Below are 16274 nucleotides of genomic sequence, written 5' to 3'. Positions count from 1 at the left end.
TCACCGAGAAGGAAACCACCTGATGCGCGTGCGACTGTTTGCTCTGCCGCTGGTTCTGCTGGCGTTCAATGTCTCCGTACAGGCTGCCGAATGCCCGGCGCTGCTGGAGGGGGAGCTGCCCAAGTTGCGCTCCAAGGACAAGATCGACCTGTGTGAGCAGTTCGCCGGCAAGCCGCTGGTGGTGGTCAATACCGCCAGCTTCTGCGGTTTCACCTCGCAGTTCGAAGGGCTGGAAGCGCTCAATCAGCGCTACCGGGGGCAGGGCTTGGAAATTCTCGGCGTACCGTCCGATTCGTTCAAGCAGGAGTCGGACGACGCCGAAGAGACCGCCAAGGTCTGTTACGTGAATTACGGCGTGACCTTCACCATGAGTGAAACCCAGCCGGTGACCGGTGACCAGGCCATTCCCTTGTTCAAGGAATTGGCTGCGCAGACGGCAGCGCCACGCTGGAACTTCTTCAAATACGTGGTCGATCGCAAGGGCCAGGTGGTGGCGCGGTTTTCCAGCATGACCAAGCCCGATGACCCCGAGCTGATCGCCGCTGTGGAGAAGGCGATCGCCTCACAGCCCTGAGTCGAGGCAACAATGAAAAATCGCGGCATGAGCCGCGATTTTTGTTTCCGATCATCGTCTGATGAGCACGCCGCCCCGAGGGCCGTGCGTGCTCGAGATCGGCTCAGAAACGGTAGGTCAGCGAGGCGCCCAGGCCGTGGGCGCTGTTCTTATACGTGGCATTGTAAGTGCCGCGTGTCGCGCTGCTGCGATTGATATCGACTTCTTCTTCCTTGAGATAGGTGTAGGCCAGGTCGATGGTCATGTCGTCGCTTGGGCTCCAGCCTGCGCCGACGCTGAAAATCGTCCGGTCACCCGATGGGATGCGCGGCGAGCGATGTTCGTTTTTGGTGGGTGTCTGGTCGATGGCCACACCGGTACGCAGGACCCATTGCGGGTTCAGCTTGTAAGACACGCCAACCGCATGAGCCCAGGTGTCGTGCCAGTCCTGATCTTCGACGATGGTGTTCAGGCCACCGGCCAGAAGGCCACCGACACCTTCGTTCTCCACGCGAATCTCCTTGAAGCGGCTCCAGCGTGTCCAGGTGCTGCCGGCATACAAGGTCCAGTCATCATTGAGGGCGTGGGTGATCGACAGGTCCACGGACTCGGGGGTGGTCACGTCGAGGGATGCATCGTACTTGCCTGCGGAAGTGCCGATCACCGCCCCAGGACCCGATACGCGGGTGTCGCCTTCCAGCTCGTACTTGACCCGCGAGTGGTAGGCCAGGCCTACGCGTGTTTGTGGCGTGAACTCGTACAGGACACCGACGTTGAAGCCTACGGCCACGTCGTCGCCCTTGATCTTGACCTTGCCATCATTGCTGCCAGGAGGGCCGATCGGGTTGGTCAGCGACGAAGTGAGTTCACCTTCTATGTGGTTGAAGGTGGGGCCGAAGCCGACCGACAGCTGGTCATTGAAGCGGTAGCTGAGCGTTGGCTGTACCGTGATGACGCGTACATAACTCTTGTCCGCGAAGTAGCGGCCCTGGAAGCCACTCTCGTACTCGGTTGCCAGGCCGAAGGGCGCGTAGACGCCGATACCGAAAGCGACTTTTTCATCCAGCGGTTTGACGTAGTAACCCATGGGGACGCCCGTGGTCGGCACCATGTCACCATCGTTACTGCCACCATTGGCTGTGCCGGCAGCGGTCGTACTGCCGTTGCTGCTGATCCTGCTCTTGGCATGGATGGCCGCCACACCGAAATTGACCTGTTCGCGCTTGATTCGCGCCATGCCAGCCGGGTTGCCGAACACGGTGCTGGCGTCTTCCGCCGACGACGAGCGGCCAGCGAACGACATGCCCATGCCCGAGACGCTTTGCTCGTTGAGCGCAAAGCCACTGGCCAAGCTGTAGCTGGAGGTGGATGCGATGGCGATTGCCAGACCGGTTCTTAGGATTCTTGTACTCACGGGGTGCTCCTTGGCAGGGTCGGGGGAACTCTCGCTTTGCTGACTCAACGTCAATTCGGAAAGTTCAGGGTTAAACACGATCCGTCGAGGTGAAGCTGTCCGTTCGGGCAGGATATAGAGCCTTGCGGTGCTTGGCACCCGTGACCCGGTAGTCAGTTGCTCAGGCTGCAACCGACCGTCCGAAAATGCAGCGCTGCCAGGCTGAAACGAATTCGTCCGGCTTGCGATGGGGCGCGAAGACCTGCTGCCAGATCAGCGCCTGTGCACCGAGGTCGTCGGCGATGGGTAATGCCTTGCCATGGCTTTCGATGAGCAACCAGGCAATGGCGGTGGCATAGCGCAAATTGACGGTCAGCTCCAGGTGTGGCGCGCCAAGAAAGGCATGCTGGCTGGCCAGACCTCGTACCCGGCTGGCCAGTTCGGGGTCGCCAGCCAGGTGATCATCCCAGAGGTGCTGGTGGTGGTATGCCGAGATCCGGTACAGGCCGTAACCGCTGTGGTTGTCCAGCGCTGCGCCCAGAGATGACTGGCAAGCGGCGACGCCCAGCAGTAGCGCTTCGGCGGCGATGGATTGTTTATCCAGATACAGCAGGGTGGGGCGGATGACCTGCTGGTTCAGATCACAGGCAGCGATTCCCATACGAGCCTCTACGCAGAAATGGCCGGTGGAGGAGGGCGCTGGCAACGTCGTCTTGATCTGGTGGTGGCTTTTCGACGCGACCCACCGACCGTAAATCCCACCGGAAGCAGGGGTTAGCTGCTCAAATTCAAGCTTAGTGGGATATTCATACCGTAAAGAGCTGTTTTTAAATCGATTGAGGATTTACACCAGCCTGCATATGCCGAATTGGAACTGTAGCGAGCTGTATTGACACCATTGCGCTGCGTTCGGCAATATCGACCTCTAGTCGTCTTGCCCGAGCATTACATGTTCTCCATCTTCCAGCCCATGCCTTCTGTCCGCAGCCCCGCCGCTGCGTCGCAGAACGTTTGTCTGGAAGCTGGTAAGTCGAAGAAACAGTCGCTCATTTGACCGGGGCGCGCTGTCCCGTCAGATGGGCTGACAGGACAGAGGCGCGAGGTCGAAGCATCCCTTCGTCAGACTCCCTTCCCGCACTCCATCGACGGTGACCACACGGTCTACACCGAGGAGTTGCATGCATGTCTACATTTTCCGGAATCTGGGTCGCCCTGGTCACGCCGTTTCGCGATGGTCAGGTGGATCTACCGGCCTTGCGTTCGCTGGCCGTGCATCTGCTGGATGCTGGCGCGGCAGGTCTGGTGGTCTGCGGTACCAGTGGCGAAGCGGCGGCGCTGGATGAGCAGGAACAGCTGGCGGTGCTCGACGCCGTGCTCGAAGTGGTGCCTGCCAGCCGCGTGGTGATGGGGCTCAGTGGCAACAATCAGACTGCGGTACTGGCCCGCTTGCAGCGCATCCAGGGCCGCCCGCTGGCGGGGTTGCTGGTGCCGGCACCTTATTACATCAGACCGTCGCAGCAGGGGCTGCTGGCATTCTTCGAGGCCATCGCCGACGCTTCGCGGTTGCCGATCATCCTTTACGACATTCCTTACCGCAGCGCCGTCAGCATGGAGCTGGAAACCATCCGCCAGCTCGCCAGGCATCCGCGAATAATGGCGATCAAGGATTGTGGCGGTGACGTGCGCAAGACTCAGATGCTGATCGAGGATGGATTGCTCGACGTGCTCACCGGCGAAGACGAGCAGATATTCGCCACCCTGTGTCTCGGGGGGAGTGGCGCCATTTCTGCGGCAGCGCATATCCGTACCGCCGACTTCGTGCAGGTGGTGGCGCATCTGCAACAGGGCGATCTGCAGGCCGGTCGCGCACTGTTTCGCCAGTTGTTGCCGCTGATCCGGCTGGCCTTCGTCGAGCCCAACCCGGCGCCGGTGAAAAGCTTGCTGGCCATGCAGGGGTTGATCGCCGACGAGTTGCGTGAGCCCATGCTGCGCTGTTCGGACGGATTGCGTGAGCGCATGCGCAGTGAACTGCTGTGAGCGTGCAACACGGCAGAGGCTCACGGGATATACTGCGCGGCAATCTTTACGGGAGAGCCGCGTGAGCATCGAAATTGCCTGGATTCGAGACAACGCCAGCCTGGCGGAGCACTGCTCTGCCTGGCGCAAACAGCCATTTCTGGCGCTGGACACCGAGTTCATGCGCGTCGATACCTTTTACCCGATTGCCGGCCTTCTGCAGGTCAGCGAGGGCGAGCAGGCCTATCTGATCGACCCGCTGCAGATCGACGACTGGTCGCCGTTCGCTGCGTTGCTCGAGGATCCTCAGGTCATCAAGGTGGTGCACGCCTGCAGCGAGGACCTGGAAGTGCTCCTGCGCCTGACCGGCAGCCTGCCCGCGCCGCTGTTCGATTCGCAACTGGCCGCCGGTTACCTCAATCTGGGTTTCTCCATGGGCTATTCGCGGCTGGTGCAGGCGGTGCTGGGCATCGAACTGCCCAAGGGCGAGACCCGTTCGGACTGGCTGCAGCGTCCGCTGTCCGACACGCAGGTCAGTTACGCTGCCGAGGACGTGGTGCATCTGGCCGAGCTCTATCGCCGCCTGCAGGACAAACTCTCTGCCGAGAAGAATGCCTGGATTCTCGAGGACGGTGCCGAGCTGGTCGCCGGTCTGGGTCGCGAGATTCCCGCTGAAGAGGCGTACCGCGAAGCCAAATTGGCATGGAAGCTGTCGCGTGCCCAACTGGCCGTGCTGCGCGTGCTGTGCATCTGGCGCGAGCGCCAGGCGCGGGCACGCAATCAGCCGCGCAACCGAATCCTGCGTGAGCACTCGCTGTGGCCGCTGGCTCGCCAGCAGCCGAGCGATCTGGTCAGCCTGGCACGCATCGAGGACATGCACCCGAAGACCGTGCGCCAGGACGGCGAGACCATCCTGCAGATGATCCGCGATGCCGCCGCGCTGCCTCAGAGCGAGTGGCCGCCGGCCATGCCGGAACCGCTGCCGCTGGAGTCCACGGCGCTGCTCAAGAAGCTGCGAGCCATTGGCCAGCGTGAAGGCGAACGTCTGGATATCGCCCCGGAACTGATGCTGCGCAAGAAGACCCTCGAGGCACTGCTCAAGAGCGGTTACCCGGATGGTCCCTACCGCCTGCCCGACAGCCTGCGCGGCTGGCGCCGTGAGCTGATGGGCCAGGCGTTGCTCGATTGCCTGGCCGCTCGAGGAGAGTCCGCTTGAAACGTATCTGCTCCATCTACAAGAGCCCCCGCAAGGATGGCATGTACCTCTACGTGCTGCGTGCGGATGCGCTGAAACAGGTTCCCGAGAATCTGCTGAGCGCCTTCGGGCCACCCGTCCTTGCCTTCGACATGGTGCTGACGCCTGAGCGCACCCTCGCACGCGAAGACATCCACAAGGTGCTGGAGAACCTCGATATCCAGGGTTATCACCTGCAGATGCCGCCACCGGAAGAGGATTACATCGAGCATCTGCCGGAAGAGCTGTTACGTCGCAACGACCCTGTCTGAGGTAGGCCGAAATGCGTGTACTGATTGCCGAGAACGATCACGTTCTGTACCGCGAATTGCTGCAGAGGGCCCAGCCGGAGCTCGAGCTGATCGCTGGCGATGGCCCCGAGCTGGCGGCACAGGCGGGTAGTTGTCAGGTCTGGCTGGGTGAGCCGCATCTGTTCGCCGAACTGATCCGCGCCGGCCACAAGCCGGACTGGGTGCAGTCGACCTGGGCCGGTATCACGCCGCTGCTGGCGGAGGACTTGCCACGGGATTATCGACTGACTCGCGCGGTCGGGGTTTTCGGCCAGGTGATGGCCGAGTACGTGCTCTGTCACATGCTCGCCCACCAGCGCGAACTCTTCGCCCGCCTGCAGGCGCAGCGCGAGCAGCGTTGGGATGGTCGCCTGCCGGGCAGCCTGGCTGGGTGCAAGGTGCTGATCGTCGGTACCGGCGAAATCGGCCTGGCGGTTGCTCGCTTCCTGCAGCCGTTCAACGTCGTACTGACCGGGGTCGCCAGTAGCGCGCGGACGTTGGCGCCATTCAGTGAAGTGGCGCCTGTCGAGGCGCTGCCGCGTCTGGTCGCCGAGGCCGATTACGTGATCAACCTGCTGCCCAACACGCCGGCCACCCGGGACATTTACGATGCGGCCTTGCTGGCATGCTTCAAACCATCGGCGGTATTGATCAATGCCGGACGCGGTACCTCGGTGGTCGATGAGGATCTGGTCGCGGCGCTTGCCCGTGGGCAACTGGCTGCGGCGGTGATCGATGTCTGCCGTGAAGAGCCGTTGCCCACCGGGCACCCGTTCTGGACCGCCGACAACCTGTTGCTCACCGGTCACAGCGCTGCGCCGAGCCTGCCGCCGCTGCTGGTCGAGCTGTTCGTCAGCAACCTGCAGCGTTATCGAGCCGGCAGCGCCCTGCACGGGCTGGTGGATTTTTCCCGAGGCTATTGAGCCACGCTGTCGCGTGCAGCTTGTACTGTGCGGTCGGCAGACCTAGACTGCCGGCCTTTTCGCCCGTTACCTCCAGTTGCTGATCATGGCCGTGCCCGTTTCTCCGTTCTGGAAACACAAGACCCTCGAGCAACTCGACACCCGGGAGTGGGAGTCGCTGTGCGATGGTTGTGGCTTATGCTGCCTGCAGAAGCTCGAAGACGAGGATGACGGAGCCGTCTATTACACGCGTATCGCCTGCAAGCTGCTCGACCTGGATACCTGCCGCTGCAGCGATTACCCGAACCGCAAGACCTTCGTGCCGGACTGCATTCAGCTCACCCCAGCCCAGGCGGATCAGTTCCAGTGGCTGCCGCCCACCTGTGGTTATCGGCTGGTCAGCGAGGGCAAGGATCTGCCGCTCTGGCATCATCTGGTGTGCGGTGACCCGGATGCGGTGCACCGTGAGAGGATCTCCCAAGCAGGGCGCATGCTCAGTGAAAACAGCGTGGCCGAAGATGACTGGGAAGAACACCTGATCTTTCGCGCTGGCTGAGGGTCTGTGATGTGCCGTTAAGGCTCGCTTAAGCGGGCCGGTGTCTCATAGCCCTGTTGCACCTTGCCTCTAGTGTGCTCTGATCCCATGGAACGTTCCGATTCGTCTGTTCTGGAGTTGCCTGTATGTCGATTCGCTGCCTGCTGCTGTCCGCTGTTCTGTTGAGTACCGGCACACCCCTGTGGGCAGCCGAAAAGGTCGATCTGGACTACAAGGTGAAATTCCTTCCGGAAAGCGATCAGGCTGAAGTCAGCATTAGCCTGGAGAAGGGCGAGCGCGTGCGCAGCCTCAACTTCAACCTGGGCGACGATGGCTATTACAGCGACTTCAAGGCTGACGGCGAGTGGAAGCAGGAGGGCGAGCAGCGCGGCCTGTGGGTGCCTGCCAAGGGCAAGGCCAGCCTGACTTACAAGGTGCGTATCAGCCACCCTCGTGGCGAAGGTCGTTTCGACGCGCGGATGACCGAGGACTGGGCTCTGCTGCGCGGTGACGATCTGATCCCCAGTGCGGTACTCAACCAGGTCGACGGCACGGATCTGGTGGCGCGCCTGGAGTTCGACCTGCCCAAAGGCTGGCGTAGCGTCGAGACCGGTTGGCCGCGCGTGGGCAAGAACAAGTTCCGCATCGACAACCCGCAGCGCAAGTTCGATCGCCCCACTGGCTGGATCGTCGCTGGCAAGGTCGGCACGCGTCGCGCCAAGCTCGGTGAAACCCAGGTAACCGTCGCTGCGCCGGTGGGTGAGGGCATGCGGCGCATGGATGTCCTGACCCTGCTGACCTTCGTATGGCCCGAGATGCAGGCGGTGTTCCCGCGTGACCCGGGCAAGCTGCTGGTGGTCGGCGCCGGTGACCCGATGTGGCGTGGCGGTCTGTCGGCCCCAAACTCCTATTTCATGCACGCCGACCGCCCGCTGGTCAGCGAGAACGGCACCAGCTCGCTGGTGCACGAACTGGTACACGTGTTCAGCCGCATCAGTGACACCGACAAGAGCGACTGGATCAGCGAGGGCCTGGCCGAGTACTACGCCATCGAAGTGATGCGTCGGGCCGGTGGGCTCAGTGAGGATCGCTACCAGAAGGTGCGCGAGCACCTGATCAAGTGGAGCAAGCCGGTCAAGTCCCTGCGCACCGAAAACTCCACCGGGCCGATCACCGCCCGTGCGGTGCTGCTCCTGCAGGAGCTCGACCGGGAAATTCGCCAGGCTACCAAGGATGGCCAGCAGCGCTCGCTGGACGACGTGGCTCGTGGCCTGATGCGCCTTGAAAAGGCCAGCACCAAGGATTTCATCGAGATCACCGAGAACGTCATGGGTCGCAGCTCCAAGGTGCTGGATACCCGATTGCTGCGCTGAGCGTTTGGAGCGACATCACCCTCGAGAGCCCTCTTTCGAGTCAGCAACGCCCAATCCGGTGCGCGCACCGGGTTGGGCGTTTTCGCATCCAGCCCCCGCCATTGCTGGTGTTCAGCAAGCTATCAATGAAGTCGATCTTTACTATTCCCAGGATCGAGTTTTTGATCAAATTTTCTTGAGTAACATGAGCTCCATACCCACTTACTTCCTCCCAAGGAGCTCAACATGAAAACCGAATTCATTGCCAGCCTGTTCATCGCCACCCTCGCCAGCGCCGCTTTCGCACTGCCGCAAGCACCTGTCGAGGCCACTACTTCGCACTCCGTTGGTGCGCAGAAAGTCGCAGAGGATGGTTACAAGCGTACCGGTGGCAAGTTCGCCGAGAGCGGCTTCGAACGTGTCGGCGGCAAGCTGGTCGCTGAAGATGGCTACGAGCGCACTGGCGGCAAGATTGCCGAGAACGGCTTCGAACGCGTCGGCGGCAAGCTGGTCGCTGAAGATGGCTACGAGCGTACTGGCGGCAAGATCGCCGAGAGCGGTTTCGAACGCGTCGGCGGCAAGCTGGTCGCTGAGGATGGCTACGAGCGTACTGGCGGCAAGATCGCCGAGAGCGGTTTCGAGCGTGTCGGCGGTAAGCTGGTCGCTGAGGATGGCTACGAGCGTACTGGCGGCAAGATCGCCGAGAGCGGTTTCGAGCGTGTAGGCGGTAAATTGGTCGCTGAAGATGGTTACGAGCGTACCGGTGGCAAAGCTGCCCAGGCTTTCGAGCATATCGATGGCAAGCTGGTTGCCGAAGATGGCTATAGCCGTACGGGTGGCAAGGTCCAACCTTCCTGATCAGTCAGCGTCAACACAAAGCCCGGCTCGCTCCGGGCTTTATCTTGTCTGCAATCTGGCTCAGTACTTGGCGCCGGTTCTGGTGTTGTTGCCTTTGGCCAGGCGGTCATAGAGCACCACGTTGACCGTCGCCGCGAGGTTCATGCAGCCTTGCGTGGGGATGTAGACCACCTCTTCGCACCAGTCGCGTACTTCCTGGTCCAGCGAGCCGTCTTCCGGGCCGAAGATATAAAAGGCGCGATCCGGGTGGGTGTAACTCGGCAATGGCCGGGCACCGTCCACCAGTTCCACGGCTACCGGGGTGCACCCCAGGGGAATGACTTTCTGCAGGTCATCGATGCCGATCAGGGGAATGTCCAGGTGCACCCGCTTGGTATCGGTGACGAAGTCCCGGGCGCGCTCGTAGCGCTTACCGGTGTAGAACACCGAGGCCACGCCATAGCAGCCGGCGGCACGCATCACGGCGCCGACGTTCTCCGGTGACTTGGGGTTGTAGAGACCGATGCAGCTGTATCGTTTGTTGCCCACGGACAGGCCTCGCGCAAAAGGAGCGGCATTATACGGCCTGTTTTGCGACTAGGGTCTGTTGACGTTTCAACGCGAGCCGCGTTGCCGCGAGAAATCTCGCCAGGCCGGGCGGCGATCCGCTAGGCGGAGGACGCAGGGAATGGACTAGCCGTCCGCGTTTTCCCTTGCCAAGTCCTCCAACAACGCATGGCGAGATTTCTCGCGCAACCCGCAGGGCCGGGCCCGTTTTTGCGCGATACGGCGTTACTCGATGTCTCATTTGGCCCACCAAACTTCGCATCTCGTGCCTTGCCTCGCGCAAAAACGGGCTCCGGCGCGGCCGTGCGTGAAACGTCAACAGACCCTAGGACTTTTTCTGCAGCAGATCGGCCAGATTGGCAAACGCCTTGTGGGTGGTTTTCGGCCCGCTCTGGCTGGCAGTGGAACCTTCGCTGAAATACTGCTGGTCGGTGTACCGGGAGTGTTCATTGTCGTGGCAGAACAGGCACAGCAGCTCCCAGTTGGAGCCGTCCTGGGGGTTGTTGTCGTGATTGTGGTCACGGTGGTGAACGGTCAGTTCACTGAGGCGCTTGCCTGAGAACTCGCGGGCGCAACGGCCGCAGACGTGCGGGTACATGCGCAGGGCCTTGTCCCGATAGCCTTCTTCACGGCTGCGCTGGGCATCGGCGAGGATGCGGTCGAGTTTGGACGTAGGCGTGGACGGGCTGCTCATGTTCGCTCCTTGGTGGGTAGCGCTCAGTATAGGGCAGCATCAGTGACTGCCGAGAGGAATCTGTTTGCACTTTCCGGCATCTCGCCAGCCCAAGGCAGTTCGTCCCATCGAACATTGGAGTACCCAACATGCGCAAGTCCATCGTGATGCTGATCAGTCTGCTGTCATTCGCCGGCATCGCTCATGCCCAGCAGGAACAGCCTTCTGCCGCCCAGCCCGCGAGTACCGTGCAGAGCCCCGACGTGCCCGATCCATCGGCCGTCGATCCCGACACTCCACCCGTGATCCGCGATGGCCGTGACAACGACGAGTCGACCGAGGCAGCCGACGACGCCGCGGAGCGTCAGCACGAGCAGCAAGACCAGCACAAGAAACACTGAGTGCTCAGCGCTGGCTGCCGGCCACGGCAGCCAGCCAGGTATCAGGCCTCGGAACGCAGGCCGAGTACCTTGAAGAGGAAGGCATATTCCAGCGCGACGTCCCGCAGCGCCTGATAGCGGCCACTCATGCCGCCATGGCCGGCTTCGAGGTCGGTTTTCAGCAGTAGCAGGTTGTCATCCGTCTTCAGTTCGCGCAGGCGCGCCACCCACTTGGCCGCCTCCCAATACTGCACGCGGCTATCGTTGTAGCCCGCCACCGCGAGAACCGCTGGATATCGCTGCGCCTGCACGTTCTCGTAGGGTGCGTAAGCCTTGATGCGCTCGTGCACCTCTGGCTGGTTGGGGTCGCCCCACTCATCGTATTCGGTGACGGTCAGTGGCAGCTCCGGGTTGAGCATGGTGTTGAGCACATCGACGAAGGGCACTTCGGCGATAGCCGCTGCGAACAGCTCCGGCCGCTGGTTGAGCGTTGCGCCGATCAGCAGGCCGCCTGCGCTGCCGCCGCTGATGGCCAGCCGCGACGGGCTGGTGAACCCTTGGGCGATCAGGTGCTCGGCACAGGCGATGAAGTCGCCGAAACTGTTCTGTTTGTGTTCCAGCTTGCCGGCCCGGTACCAGGCTTCGCCCAGTTCACCGCCGCCGCGAACATGGGCGATGGCGAACACCACGCCGCGATCGAGCAGGCTCAGGCGTGCGTGGGAGAACCAGGGATCGAGGCTTTCGCCATAGGCACCGTAACCGTACAGATAGAGCGGAGCGGCCTGGCCCAGGGCATCGCGGCGGGCGACCAGGCTGATCGGTACCCGGGTGCCATCTTCCGCAGTCGCCCACAGCCGCTGGCTGAGATAGGCATCGGCATCGAACTCGCCGAGTACCGGGGTTTCCTTGAGAATCTGCTGGGTGCCATCGGCCAGGTTCAACTGGCGAATCTGCGCGGGACGATTGAGTGCCTCGTAACGCAGGCGGATCACCGCGCTGGCGAACTCCAGGCTGTCCTGCACGTACAGGCTGTAGGCGGCATCGGGCAGGCTGACCCGATAACCGGCCAGCCCTTGCGGGCGTACGTCGATGATCGGCAGGCCGCCTTCGCGCAGGCTGAGCACCAGCGCCGACTCGGCCAGGCTGACGCCTTCGAGCATTACCTGTTCGTTATGCGCCACCAGCTCCTGCCAGTGTTCGCGGGCCGGTCGTTCAGGCGTGGCACTGTACAGCGCGAAATTGATGCCAGTCTGGTTGCTGCGAATCAGCCAGGCCCACTGGCCGTCGAGTTTGCCGTGGTCGGGGTAATACTCGTGACCTTCCTCGCGCGGCGCCAGGCACTGGAAGGGCTGCTGCGGCGTGTTCGCGTCCAGCACCCAGCATTCACTGGTGGTCTTGCTGCCCAGCAGCAGTACCAGCTGGCGTTCCGAGCTGCTGCGGTAGCAGGTGAGAAAGAAACGGCCATCGGGCTCGTGGAACACCTGGGTGCTCTGCGTTTCGCCAAGTCGATAGCGATGCAGCGTGCTGGGGCGGTGGGCATCGTCCAGTTCACCATAGAACAGGGTCTGGCTGTCGTTGGCCCAGGTCATGCTGCCGTCGCAGTCATCGAACGGCAGCTCATCGATTGCGCCACTGGCCAGTTCCTTGACGAACAGGCGATAGATTTCGTCGCCACTGGTGTCCAGGCTGTAGGCCAGGCGCTGCTGGTCGGGGCTGATGCTGAAAGCACCCAGGGACAGAAAACCGCCCGCGGCGATTTCGTTGGGGTCAAGAAGCAGTTGCTCAGCGCTTTCGTCGAGCTGCAGGCCGCCGTCCGCAGGGCGAGGGCAGCGATAGTGGCGGGGATACTCGTCACCGGCAGTGGTGCGTTGGTAGTAGAGGTAGTCACCCCAGGGGGTCGGCAATGACAGGTCGGTCTCGCGGATGCGCGCCTTTATTTCCTGGAACAACCGTTCGCGCAATCCAGCCTGATCGCTCAACTGGTCTTCCAGGTAGGCGTTCTCGGCACGCAGGTGGCTCAGCACCTCGTCGCTGTCGCGGTCTTCGAGCCAGTGATAGGGATCGGTGCCAGTGTCCTTGCGGGCAATGGGGGCAGTGGTCATGAGAGTCTCCAGAACGCAGGGCGATGGCAACGGGCACTTCTTAAAACTACCAACGTTTTTAGACGTACCCTAAAGGCGCCGAACCCGGGAAAAGCCGTTATCATAAGCGCCTTTGTCGCCAGGCAGCCGCCGAAAAATGCGGATTGACCCGTTCGAGCCAAGTAAAGCAAGGGAACCGTCCCCCTCATGATCGAAAACGACTATCTCCTCGCCTGGGGCGCTTATGCCATTGCCGCGTTGGGCTGCCTGCTGGTGTGGTTCCGTATCACCAGCTGGATGTGGCGCTACGTGCGCGAACCGCTGCGCGTGCTGGTGGCGATTCTGCTGTTCTGCCCGACCATCGTCGATCCGGCCAAGGAACTGTTCGCGCCTGCAGTGGCTATCGTCGCCCTCGATCTGATCTTCAAGGTCGGCAGCAATGCCTGGCGAGCCGTGGCTGATCTGGCCATGTACGGGCTTATCGTGTTCGCCATCTATCTGCTGTTCGTGGCCATTCGTTGGCCGTTCCTGCGCAGTGCCAGGGCCCGCAAGGCCGCGCGCGAAGAGGAGCAGAGCGAGGACAGCGATCTGACCCTGCGCGAACGTCTGCAGCAGGAGCAGGAGCCGAAGTACACCGCGCCACGCAGTACCCGCAGCGCTCGCGTCGAGCCGCGGTTGTAAGCCGGATCAATCGAGAACCAGATCATGTGTGAACTGCTCGGCATGAGCGCCAACGTCCCGACGGATATCGTCTTCAGTTTTACCGGGCTGATGCAGCGTGGTGGGCGTACCGGGCCGCATCGCGATGGCTGGGGCATCGGTTTCTACGAAGGCCGGGGCCTGCGCCTGTTCCAGGATCCTCGCGCGAGCAGCGAGTCGGAAGTGGCGCAGCTGGTGCAGCGCTATCCGATCAAGAGCGAAGTGGTGATCGGCCATATTCGTCAGGCCAATGTCGGGCGTGTCTGCCTGGCCAACACCCATCCTTTCGTGCGCGAGCTGTGGGGGCGCAACTGGTGCTTCGCCCATAACGGCCAACTGGCTGATTTTCGCCCGGCCCTGAGTTTCTATCGTGCCATCGGCGATACGGACAGCGAATCGGCCTTCTGCGATCTGCTCAACCGCATTCGCACGGCGTTTCCGGAGGCGGTTCCCATCGAGGTGCTGTTGCCTGAACTTGTCGCTGCCTGTGCGGCCTATCGTCAGCATGGCGTGTTCAATTGCCTGCTCAGCGACGGTGACTGGCTGTTCAGCTTCTGCTCCAGCAAGCTGGCACATATCACCCGGCGTGCGCCCTTCGGGCCTGCGCACCTGCGCGATGCCGACATGAGCGTGGATTTTCATGCCGAAACCACGCCCAACGACGTGGTTTCGGTACTGGCCACCGAGCCGCTGACCGACAACGAGCAGTGGTCGCTGTATCAGCCGGGCGAATGGCGCCTGTGGCGCGCGGGCGAATGCATCGCCCAGGGCCTGAGCAACTGACGAGCGTCCCGCGTGGCGGGGCTGCGGGGGATGAATGTTAAGAAGTTATCTGCGTCTGGCGTTGTTCGCTCTGGGCCTGTTGCTTGGTGTTCAGGTGCCGGGTTTCATCGATGATTACGCCAAGCGCGTCGAAGCCCATCGCCTGGAATCCGAACAGAGCCTGAGCGGTTTCCGCGATACCGCCCGGCGCTTCTTCGATGGAGACCTGCAGCGCCTGGTCGGCCATTATCGTGGCAGTACCGACCCGGTGATGCAGAGCGACGCGCGCAGCGTGGGCCTGCTGGTCGAACGCTCCGACCTGTTGCAGCGCGAATCGCTGGCCATGCAGGGCCCCTGGTATCGTCAGGTCTGGCACCTGGCAACCGCTGCCGACGAGCAACTGCTGCAGGAAACCCACGCTGCCTACCGCTATCAGGTGCTCCTGGCGCCCGAGGCGATCGCCTGGGGTATCGCCTGCGCGCTTTTCCTCGCCTGGGTCGTGGAAAGCATCCTGCTGTTGCTGGCCCTGCCGTTCCGGCGCCGTGAGCGCCGCGTAGTGCCCGAACGTCAACAACCGCGCATGCGCTGAGAGCACGTGGCCTAGCCTGGGTTGAGCGAAGAACCGTAGGGTGGGTTAGTGACGCCATCCCCCGGAAAGCCAGGCGCATCTTGTTTCGGCGCGTCGCGTAACCCACCAAGTGATATTCGGCATTGCATAAAAGTGGGGTAGAGCGCCGTCAATCGTGTAAATACCCTTTGCACTGGCTGGCGCCTAACCTGTGCGACCCGACGTACCTTGGGTAGGGGCCGCGACCATCACTTGGCCAGAAAGCGCATCCCATCCTCCAACCCCTGCAGGGTCAGCGGGAACATCTGGTCGTTGATCAGTTCGCGGATGATGCCGGTCGAGGTGGTGTAATCCCAGGTCTGGCGCGGGTAAGGGTTGATCCAGATGAGCTTCTTGTAGGTTTCCATGAAGCGGCGTAGCCACAGGTAGCCGGCCTCTTCGTTCCAGTGCTCGACGCTGCCGCCCGGCTGGGTGATTTCGTAGGGCGCCATGGCGGCGTCGCCGATGAACACCACCTTGTAGTCGGCGCCGTACTTGTGCAGCAGGTCATGGGTGGAAAAGCGCTCCGCGTTGCGGCGCTGGTTGTTCTTCCACACCGTCTCGTACACGCAGTTATGGAAGTAGAAATACTCCATGTGCTTGAACTCGGTGCGACAGGCCGAGAACAGCTCTTCGCAGACCTTGACGTGGGCATCCATGGAGCCGCCGATGTCGAACAGCAGGAGCAGTTTGACCGTATTGCGACGCTCCGGGCGCATCTGGATGTTCAGCAGGCCGCCGTCCCGGGCGGTGTGGTCGATGGTGCCGTCGAGGTCAAGTTCGTCCTGCGCACCCTGGCGGGCGAATTTGCGCAGACGGCGCAGGGCCACCTTGATATTACGGGTGCCCAGCTCGACCGAGTCGTCGAGGTTCTTGTACTCGCGCTGGTCCCACACCTTGACGGCCTTGCCCTGGCGCTCACCCGCATCACCGACGCGGATGCCTTCGGGGTTGTAGCCGCCCGAGCCGAAGGGGCTGGTGCCGCCCGTGCCGACCCACTTGTTGCCGCCGGCATGGCGCTCCTTCTGTTCTTCCAGGCGCTTCTTGAATTCCTCGATCAGCTTGTCGAGGCCGCCCAGGGACTGGATCTGCGCGCGCTCTTCAGCGCTCAGGGAACGCTCGAATTCCTTGCGCAACCATTCTTCGGGGATCAGCGCTTGCAGATGCTGGTCGAGGCTCTGCAAACCGTCGAAATACGCGGAGAAGGCACGGTCGAATTTGTCGAAATGGCGCTCGTCCTTCACCAGGATGGCGCGCGACAGGTAGTAGAACTCGTCCATGTCGGCGAACACGACCTTGTGCTTGAGGGCATCGATCAGGTCGAGCAGTTCACGCAGGGAAACCGGCACCTTGGCGGCACGCATTTCAGTGAACAGGTTGAGCAGCATGGTGG

Annotated in this window: 18 protein-coding genes; 12 read left to right on the top strand and 6 right to left on the bottom strand. The window is 62.1% G+C overall.

Features of this window, described 5'->3' with window-relative positions; genetic code table 11:
• Positions 1 to 22 precede the first annotated feature (22 nt).
• The gene (locus QRN22_RS00155) at positions 23 to 574 is read left to right on the top strand and encodes a glutathione peroxidase (RefSeq protein WP_042555750.1); all 552 of its coding nucleotides are present in this window, start codon (positions 23 to 25) and stop codon (positions 572 to 574) included.
• A 103-nt stretch (positions 575 to 677) separates the two neighbouring features.
• Here the strand turns inward: QRN22_RS00155 and QRN22_RS00150 are convergent, their stop codons facing one another.
• Both QRN22_RS00150 and QRN22_RS00145 read right to left on the bottom strand, forming a co-directional pair.
• Positions 678 to 1967, bottom strand: coding sequence for an OmpP1/FadL family transporter (locus QRN22_RS00150; RefSeq protein WP_042555751.1), 1290 nt, complete (start codon positions 1965 to 1967; stop codon positions 678 to 680).
• 160 nt (positions 1968 to 2127) lie between these two features.
• Positions 2128 to 2607, bottom strand: a complete 480-nt coding sequence (locus QRN22_RS00145; RefSeq protein ID WP_042555752.1) for a hypothetical protein — start codon at positions 2605 to 2607, stop codon at positions 2128 to 2130.
• 521 nt (positions 2608 to 3128) lie between these two features.
• Between QRN22_RS00145 and dapA the strand changes: the two genes are divergently transcribed.
• From dapA to QRN22_RS00110, 7 genes are all read left to right on the top strand, one after another.
• Positions 3129 to 3983: a 4-hydroxy-tetrahydrodipicolinate synthase gene (gene dapA, locus QRN22_RS00140; RefSeq protein WP_042555753.1), complete on the top strand. Its 855-nt coding sequence runs from the start codon at positions 3129 to 3131 to the stop codon at positions 3981 to 3983.
• 61 nt (positions 3984 to 4044) lie between these two features.
• Positions 4045 to 5178 carry a ribonuclease D gene (rnd, locus tag QRN22_RS00135; protein WP_042555754.1) on the top strand — a complete coding sequence of 378 codons (1134 nt, stop codon included), beginning with the start codon at positions 4045 to 4047 and terminating at the stop codon, positions 5176 to 5178.
• Positions 5175 to 5468: a YcgL domain-containing protein gene (locus QRN22_RS00130; RefSeq protein ID WP_042555755.1), complete on the top strand. Its 294-nt coding sequence runs from the start codon at positions 5175 to 5177 to the stop codon at positions 5466 to 5468. The genes rnd and QRN22_RS00130 overlap by 4 nt, the downstream gene beginning before the upstream one ends.
• Positions 5469 to 5479: 11 nt before the next feature.
• Positions 5480 to 6409, top strand: a complete 930-nt coding sequence (locus tag QRN22_RS00125; protein ID WP_042555756.1) for a D-2-hydroxyacid dehydrogenase — start codon at positions 5480 to 5482, stop codon at positions 6407 to 6409.
• 85 nt (positions 6410 to 6494) lie between these two features.
• Positions 6495 to 6944: a YcgN family cysteine cluster protein gene (locus QRN22_RS00120; RefSeq protein ID WP_042555843.1), complete on the top strand. Its 450-nt coding sequence runs from the start codon at positions 6495 to 6497 to the stop codon at positions 6942 to 6944.
• Between the two features lie 125 nt (positions 6945 to 7069).
• On the top strand, positions 7070 to 8296 hold the full coding sequence (locus tag QRN22_RS00115; RefSeq protein ID WP_042555757.1) for a hypothetical protein: 1227 nt from the start codon (positions 7070 to 7072) through the stop codon (positions 8294 to 8296).
• Between the two features lie 225 nt (positions 8297 to 8521).
• Entirely contained in the window at positions 8522 to 9133 is a 612-nt protein-coding gene (locus QRN22_RS00110; protein WP_197077047.1) for a heme utilization protein, read from the top strand.
• 60 nt (positions 9134 to 9193) lie between these two features.
• Here the strand turns inward: QRN22_RS00110 and QRN22_RS00105 are convergent, their stop codons facing one another.
• A complete protein-coding gene (locus QRN22_RS00105; RefSeq protein WP_042555758.1) occupies positions 9194 to 9661 on the bottom strand; it encodes an RNA methyltransferase in 468 nt (155 codons plus the stop codon).
• Between the two features lie 343 nt (positions 9662 to 10004).
• Positions 10005 to 10373, bottom strand: a complete 369-nt coding sequence (locus tag QRN22_RS00100) for a YajD family HNH nuclease (RefSeq protein ID WP_042555759.1) — start codon at positions 10371 to 10373, stop codon at positions 10005 to 10007.
• A gap of 128 nt (positions 10374 to 10501) precedes the next feature.
• On the opposite strand from QRN22_RS00100, the gene QRN22_RS00095 reads away from it, so the two are divergent.
• Positions 10502 to 10753 (top strand): hypothetical protein, encoded by a 252-nt coding sequence (locus tag QRN22_RS00095; protein ID WP_042555760.1) that lies wholly within the window; start codon positions 10502 to 10504, stop codon positions 10751 to 10753.
• A 41-nt stretch (positions 10754 to 10794) separates the two neighbouring features.
• Here the strand turns inward: QRN22_RS00095 and QRN22_RS00090 are convergent, their stop codons facing one another.
• A complete protein-coding gene (locus QRN22_RS00090) occupies positions 10795 to 12834 on the bottom strand; it encodes a S9 family peptidase (protein ID WP_042555761.1) in 2040 nt (679 codons plus the stop codon).
• Positions 12835 to 13020: 186 nt separating this feature from the next.
• Here QRN22_RS00090 and QRN22_RS00085 point away from each other — a divergent pair, with 186 nt between their 5' ends.
• The 3 genes from QRN22_RS00085 to QRN22_RS00075 are packed head-to-tail and all read left to right on the top strand — an operon-like array spanning position 13021 to position 14863.
• Positions 13021 to 13494: a hypothetical protein gene (locus QRN22_RS00085; RefSeq protein ID WP_042555762.1), complete on the top strand. Its 474-nt coding sequence runs from the start codon at positions 13021 to 13023 to the stop codon at positions 13492 to 13494.
• 24 nt (positions 13495 to 13518) lie between these two features.
• Positions 13519 to 14295, top strand: a complete 777-nt coding sequence (locus QRN22_RS00080) for a class II glutamine amidotransferase (protein ID WP_042555763.1) — start codon at positions 13519 to 13521, stop codon at positions 14293 to 14295.
• A gap of 34 nt (positions 14296 to 14329) precedes the next feature.
• Positions 14330 to 14863: a DUF2937 family protein gene (locus QRN22_RS00075; RefSeq protein WP_042555764.1), complete on the top strand. Its 534-nt coding sequence runs from the start codon at positions 14330 to 14332 to the stop codon at positions 14861 to 14863.
• 227 nt (positions 14864 to 15090) lie between these two features.
• Here QRN22_RS00075 and QRN22_RS00070 read toward each other — a convergent pair whose 3' ends face one another.
• Complete coding sequence (locus QRN22_RS00070; protein ID WP_042555765.1) at positions 15091 to 16269, bottom strand: vWA domain-containing protein; 1179 nt, start codon at positions 16267 to 16269, stop codon at positions 15091 to 15093.
• Between the last annotated feature and the right edge of the window lie 5 nt (positions 16270 to 16274).

It is taken from the genome of Pseudomonas sp. MEJ086 (assembly GCF_030209025.1).
Taxonomy (GTDB): Bacteria; Pseudomonadota; Gammaproteobacteria; order Pseudomonadales; family Pseudomonadaceae; genus Aquipseudomonas; species Aquipseudomonas fulva_A.
This window is presented reverse-complemented; position numbering and strand designations above follow the sequence as displayed.

Bases quoted from the DNA above. Each gene is read 5' to 3' on its own strand.
- QRN22_RS00080 (WP_042555763.1), top strand. From the start codon at position 13,519: ATGTGTGAACTGCTCGGCATGAGCGCCAACGTCCCGACGGATATCGTC.
- QRN22_RS00155 (WP_042555750.1), top strand. From the start codon at position 23: ATGCGCGTGCGACTGTTTGCTCTGCCGCTGGTTCTGCTGGCGTTCAAT.
- QRN22_RS00115 (WP_042555757.1), top strand. From the start codon at position 7,070: ATGTCGATTCGCTGCCTGCTGCTGTCCGCTGTTCTGTTGAGTACCGGC.
- QRN22_RS00145 (WP_042555752.1), bottom strand. From the start codon at position 2,607: ATGGGAATCGCTGCCTGTGATCTGAACCAGCAGGTCATCCGCCCCACC.
- QRN22_RS00090 (WP_042555761.1), bottom strand. From the start codon at position 12,834: ATGACCACTGCCCCCATTGCCCGCAAGGACACTGGCACCGATCCCTAT.
- QRN22_RS00100 (WP_042555759.1), bottom strand. From the start codon at position 10,373: ATGAGCAGCCCGTCCACGCCTACGTCCAAACTCGACCGCATCCTCGCC.
- QRN22_RS00085 (WP_042555762.1), top strand. From the start codon at position 13,021: ATGATCGAAAACGACTATCTCCTCGCCTGGGGCGCTTATGCCATTGCC.
- dapA (WP_042555753.1), top strand. From the start codon at position 3,129: ATGTCTACATTTTCCGGAATCTGGGTCGCCCTGGTCACGCCGTTTCGC.
- QRN22_RS00070 (WP_042555765.1), bottom strand. From the start codon at position 16,269: ATGCTGCTCAACCTGTTCACTGAAATGCGTGCCGCCAAGGTGCCGGTT.
- QRN22_RS00095 (WP_042555760.1), top strand. From the start codon at position 10,502: ATGCGCAAGTCCATCGTGATGCTGATCAGTCTGCTGTCATTCGCCGGC.
- QRN22_RS00075 (WP_042555764.1), top strand. From the start codon at position 14,330: ATGTTAAGAAGTTATCTGCGTCTGGCGTTGTTCGCTCTGGGCCTGTTG.
- QRN22_RS00120 (WP_042555843.1), top strand. From the start codon at position 6,495: ATGGCCGTGCCCGTTTCTCCGTTCTGGAAACACAAGACCCTCGAGCAA.
- QRN22_RS00125 (WP_042555756.1), top strand. From the start codon at position 5,480: ATGCGTGTACTGATTGCCGAGAACGATCACGTTCTGTACCGCGAATTG.
- QRN22_RS00110 (WP_197077047.1), top strand. From the start codon at position 8,522: ATGAAAACCGAATTCATTGCCAGCCTGTTCATCGCCACCCTCGCCAGC.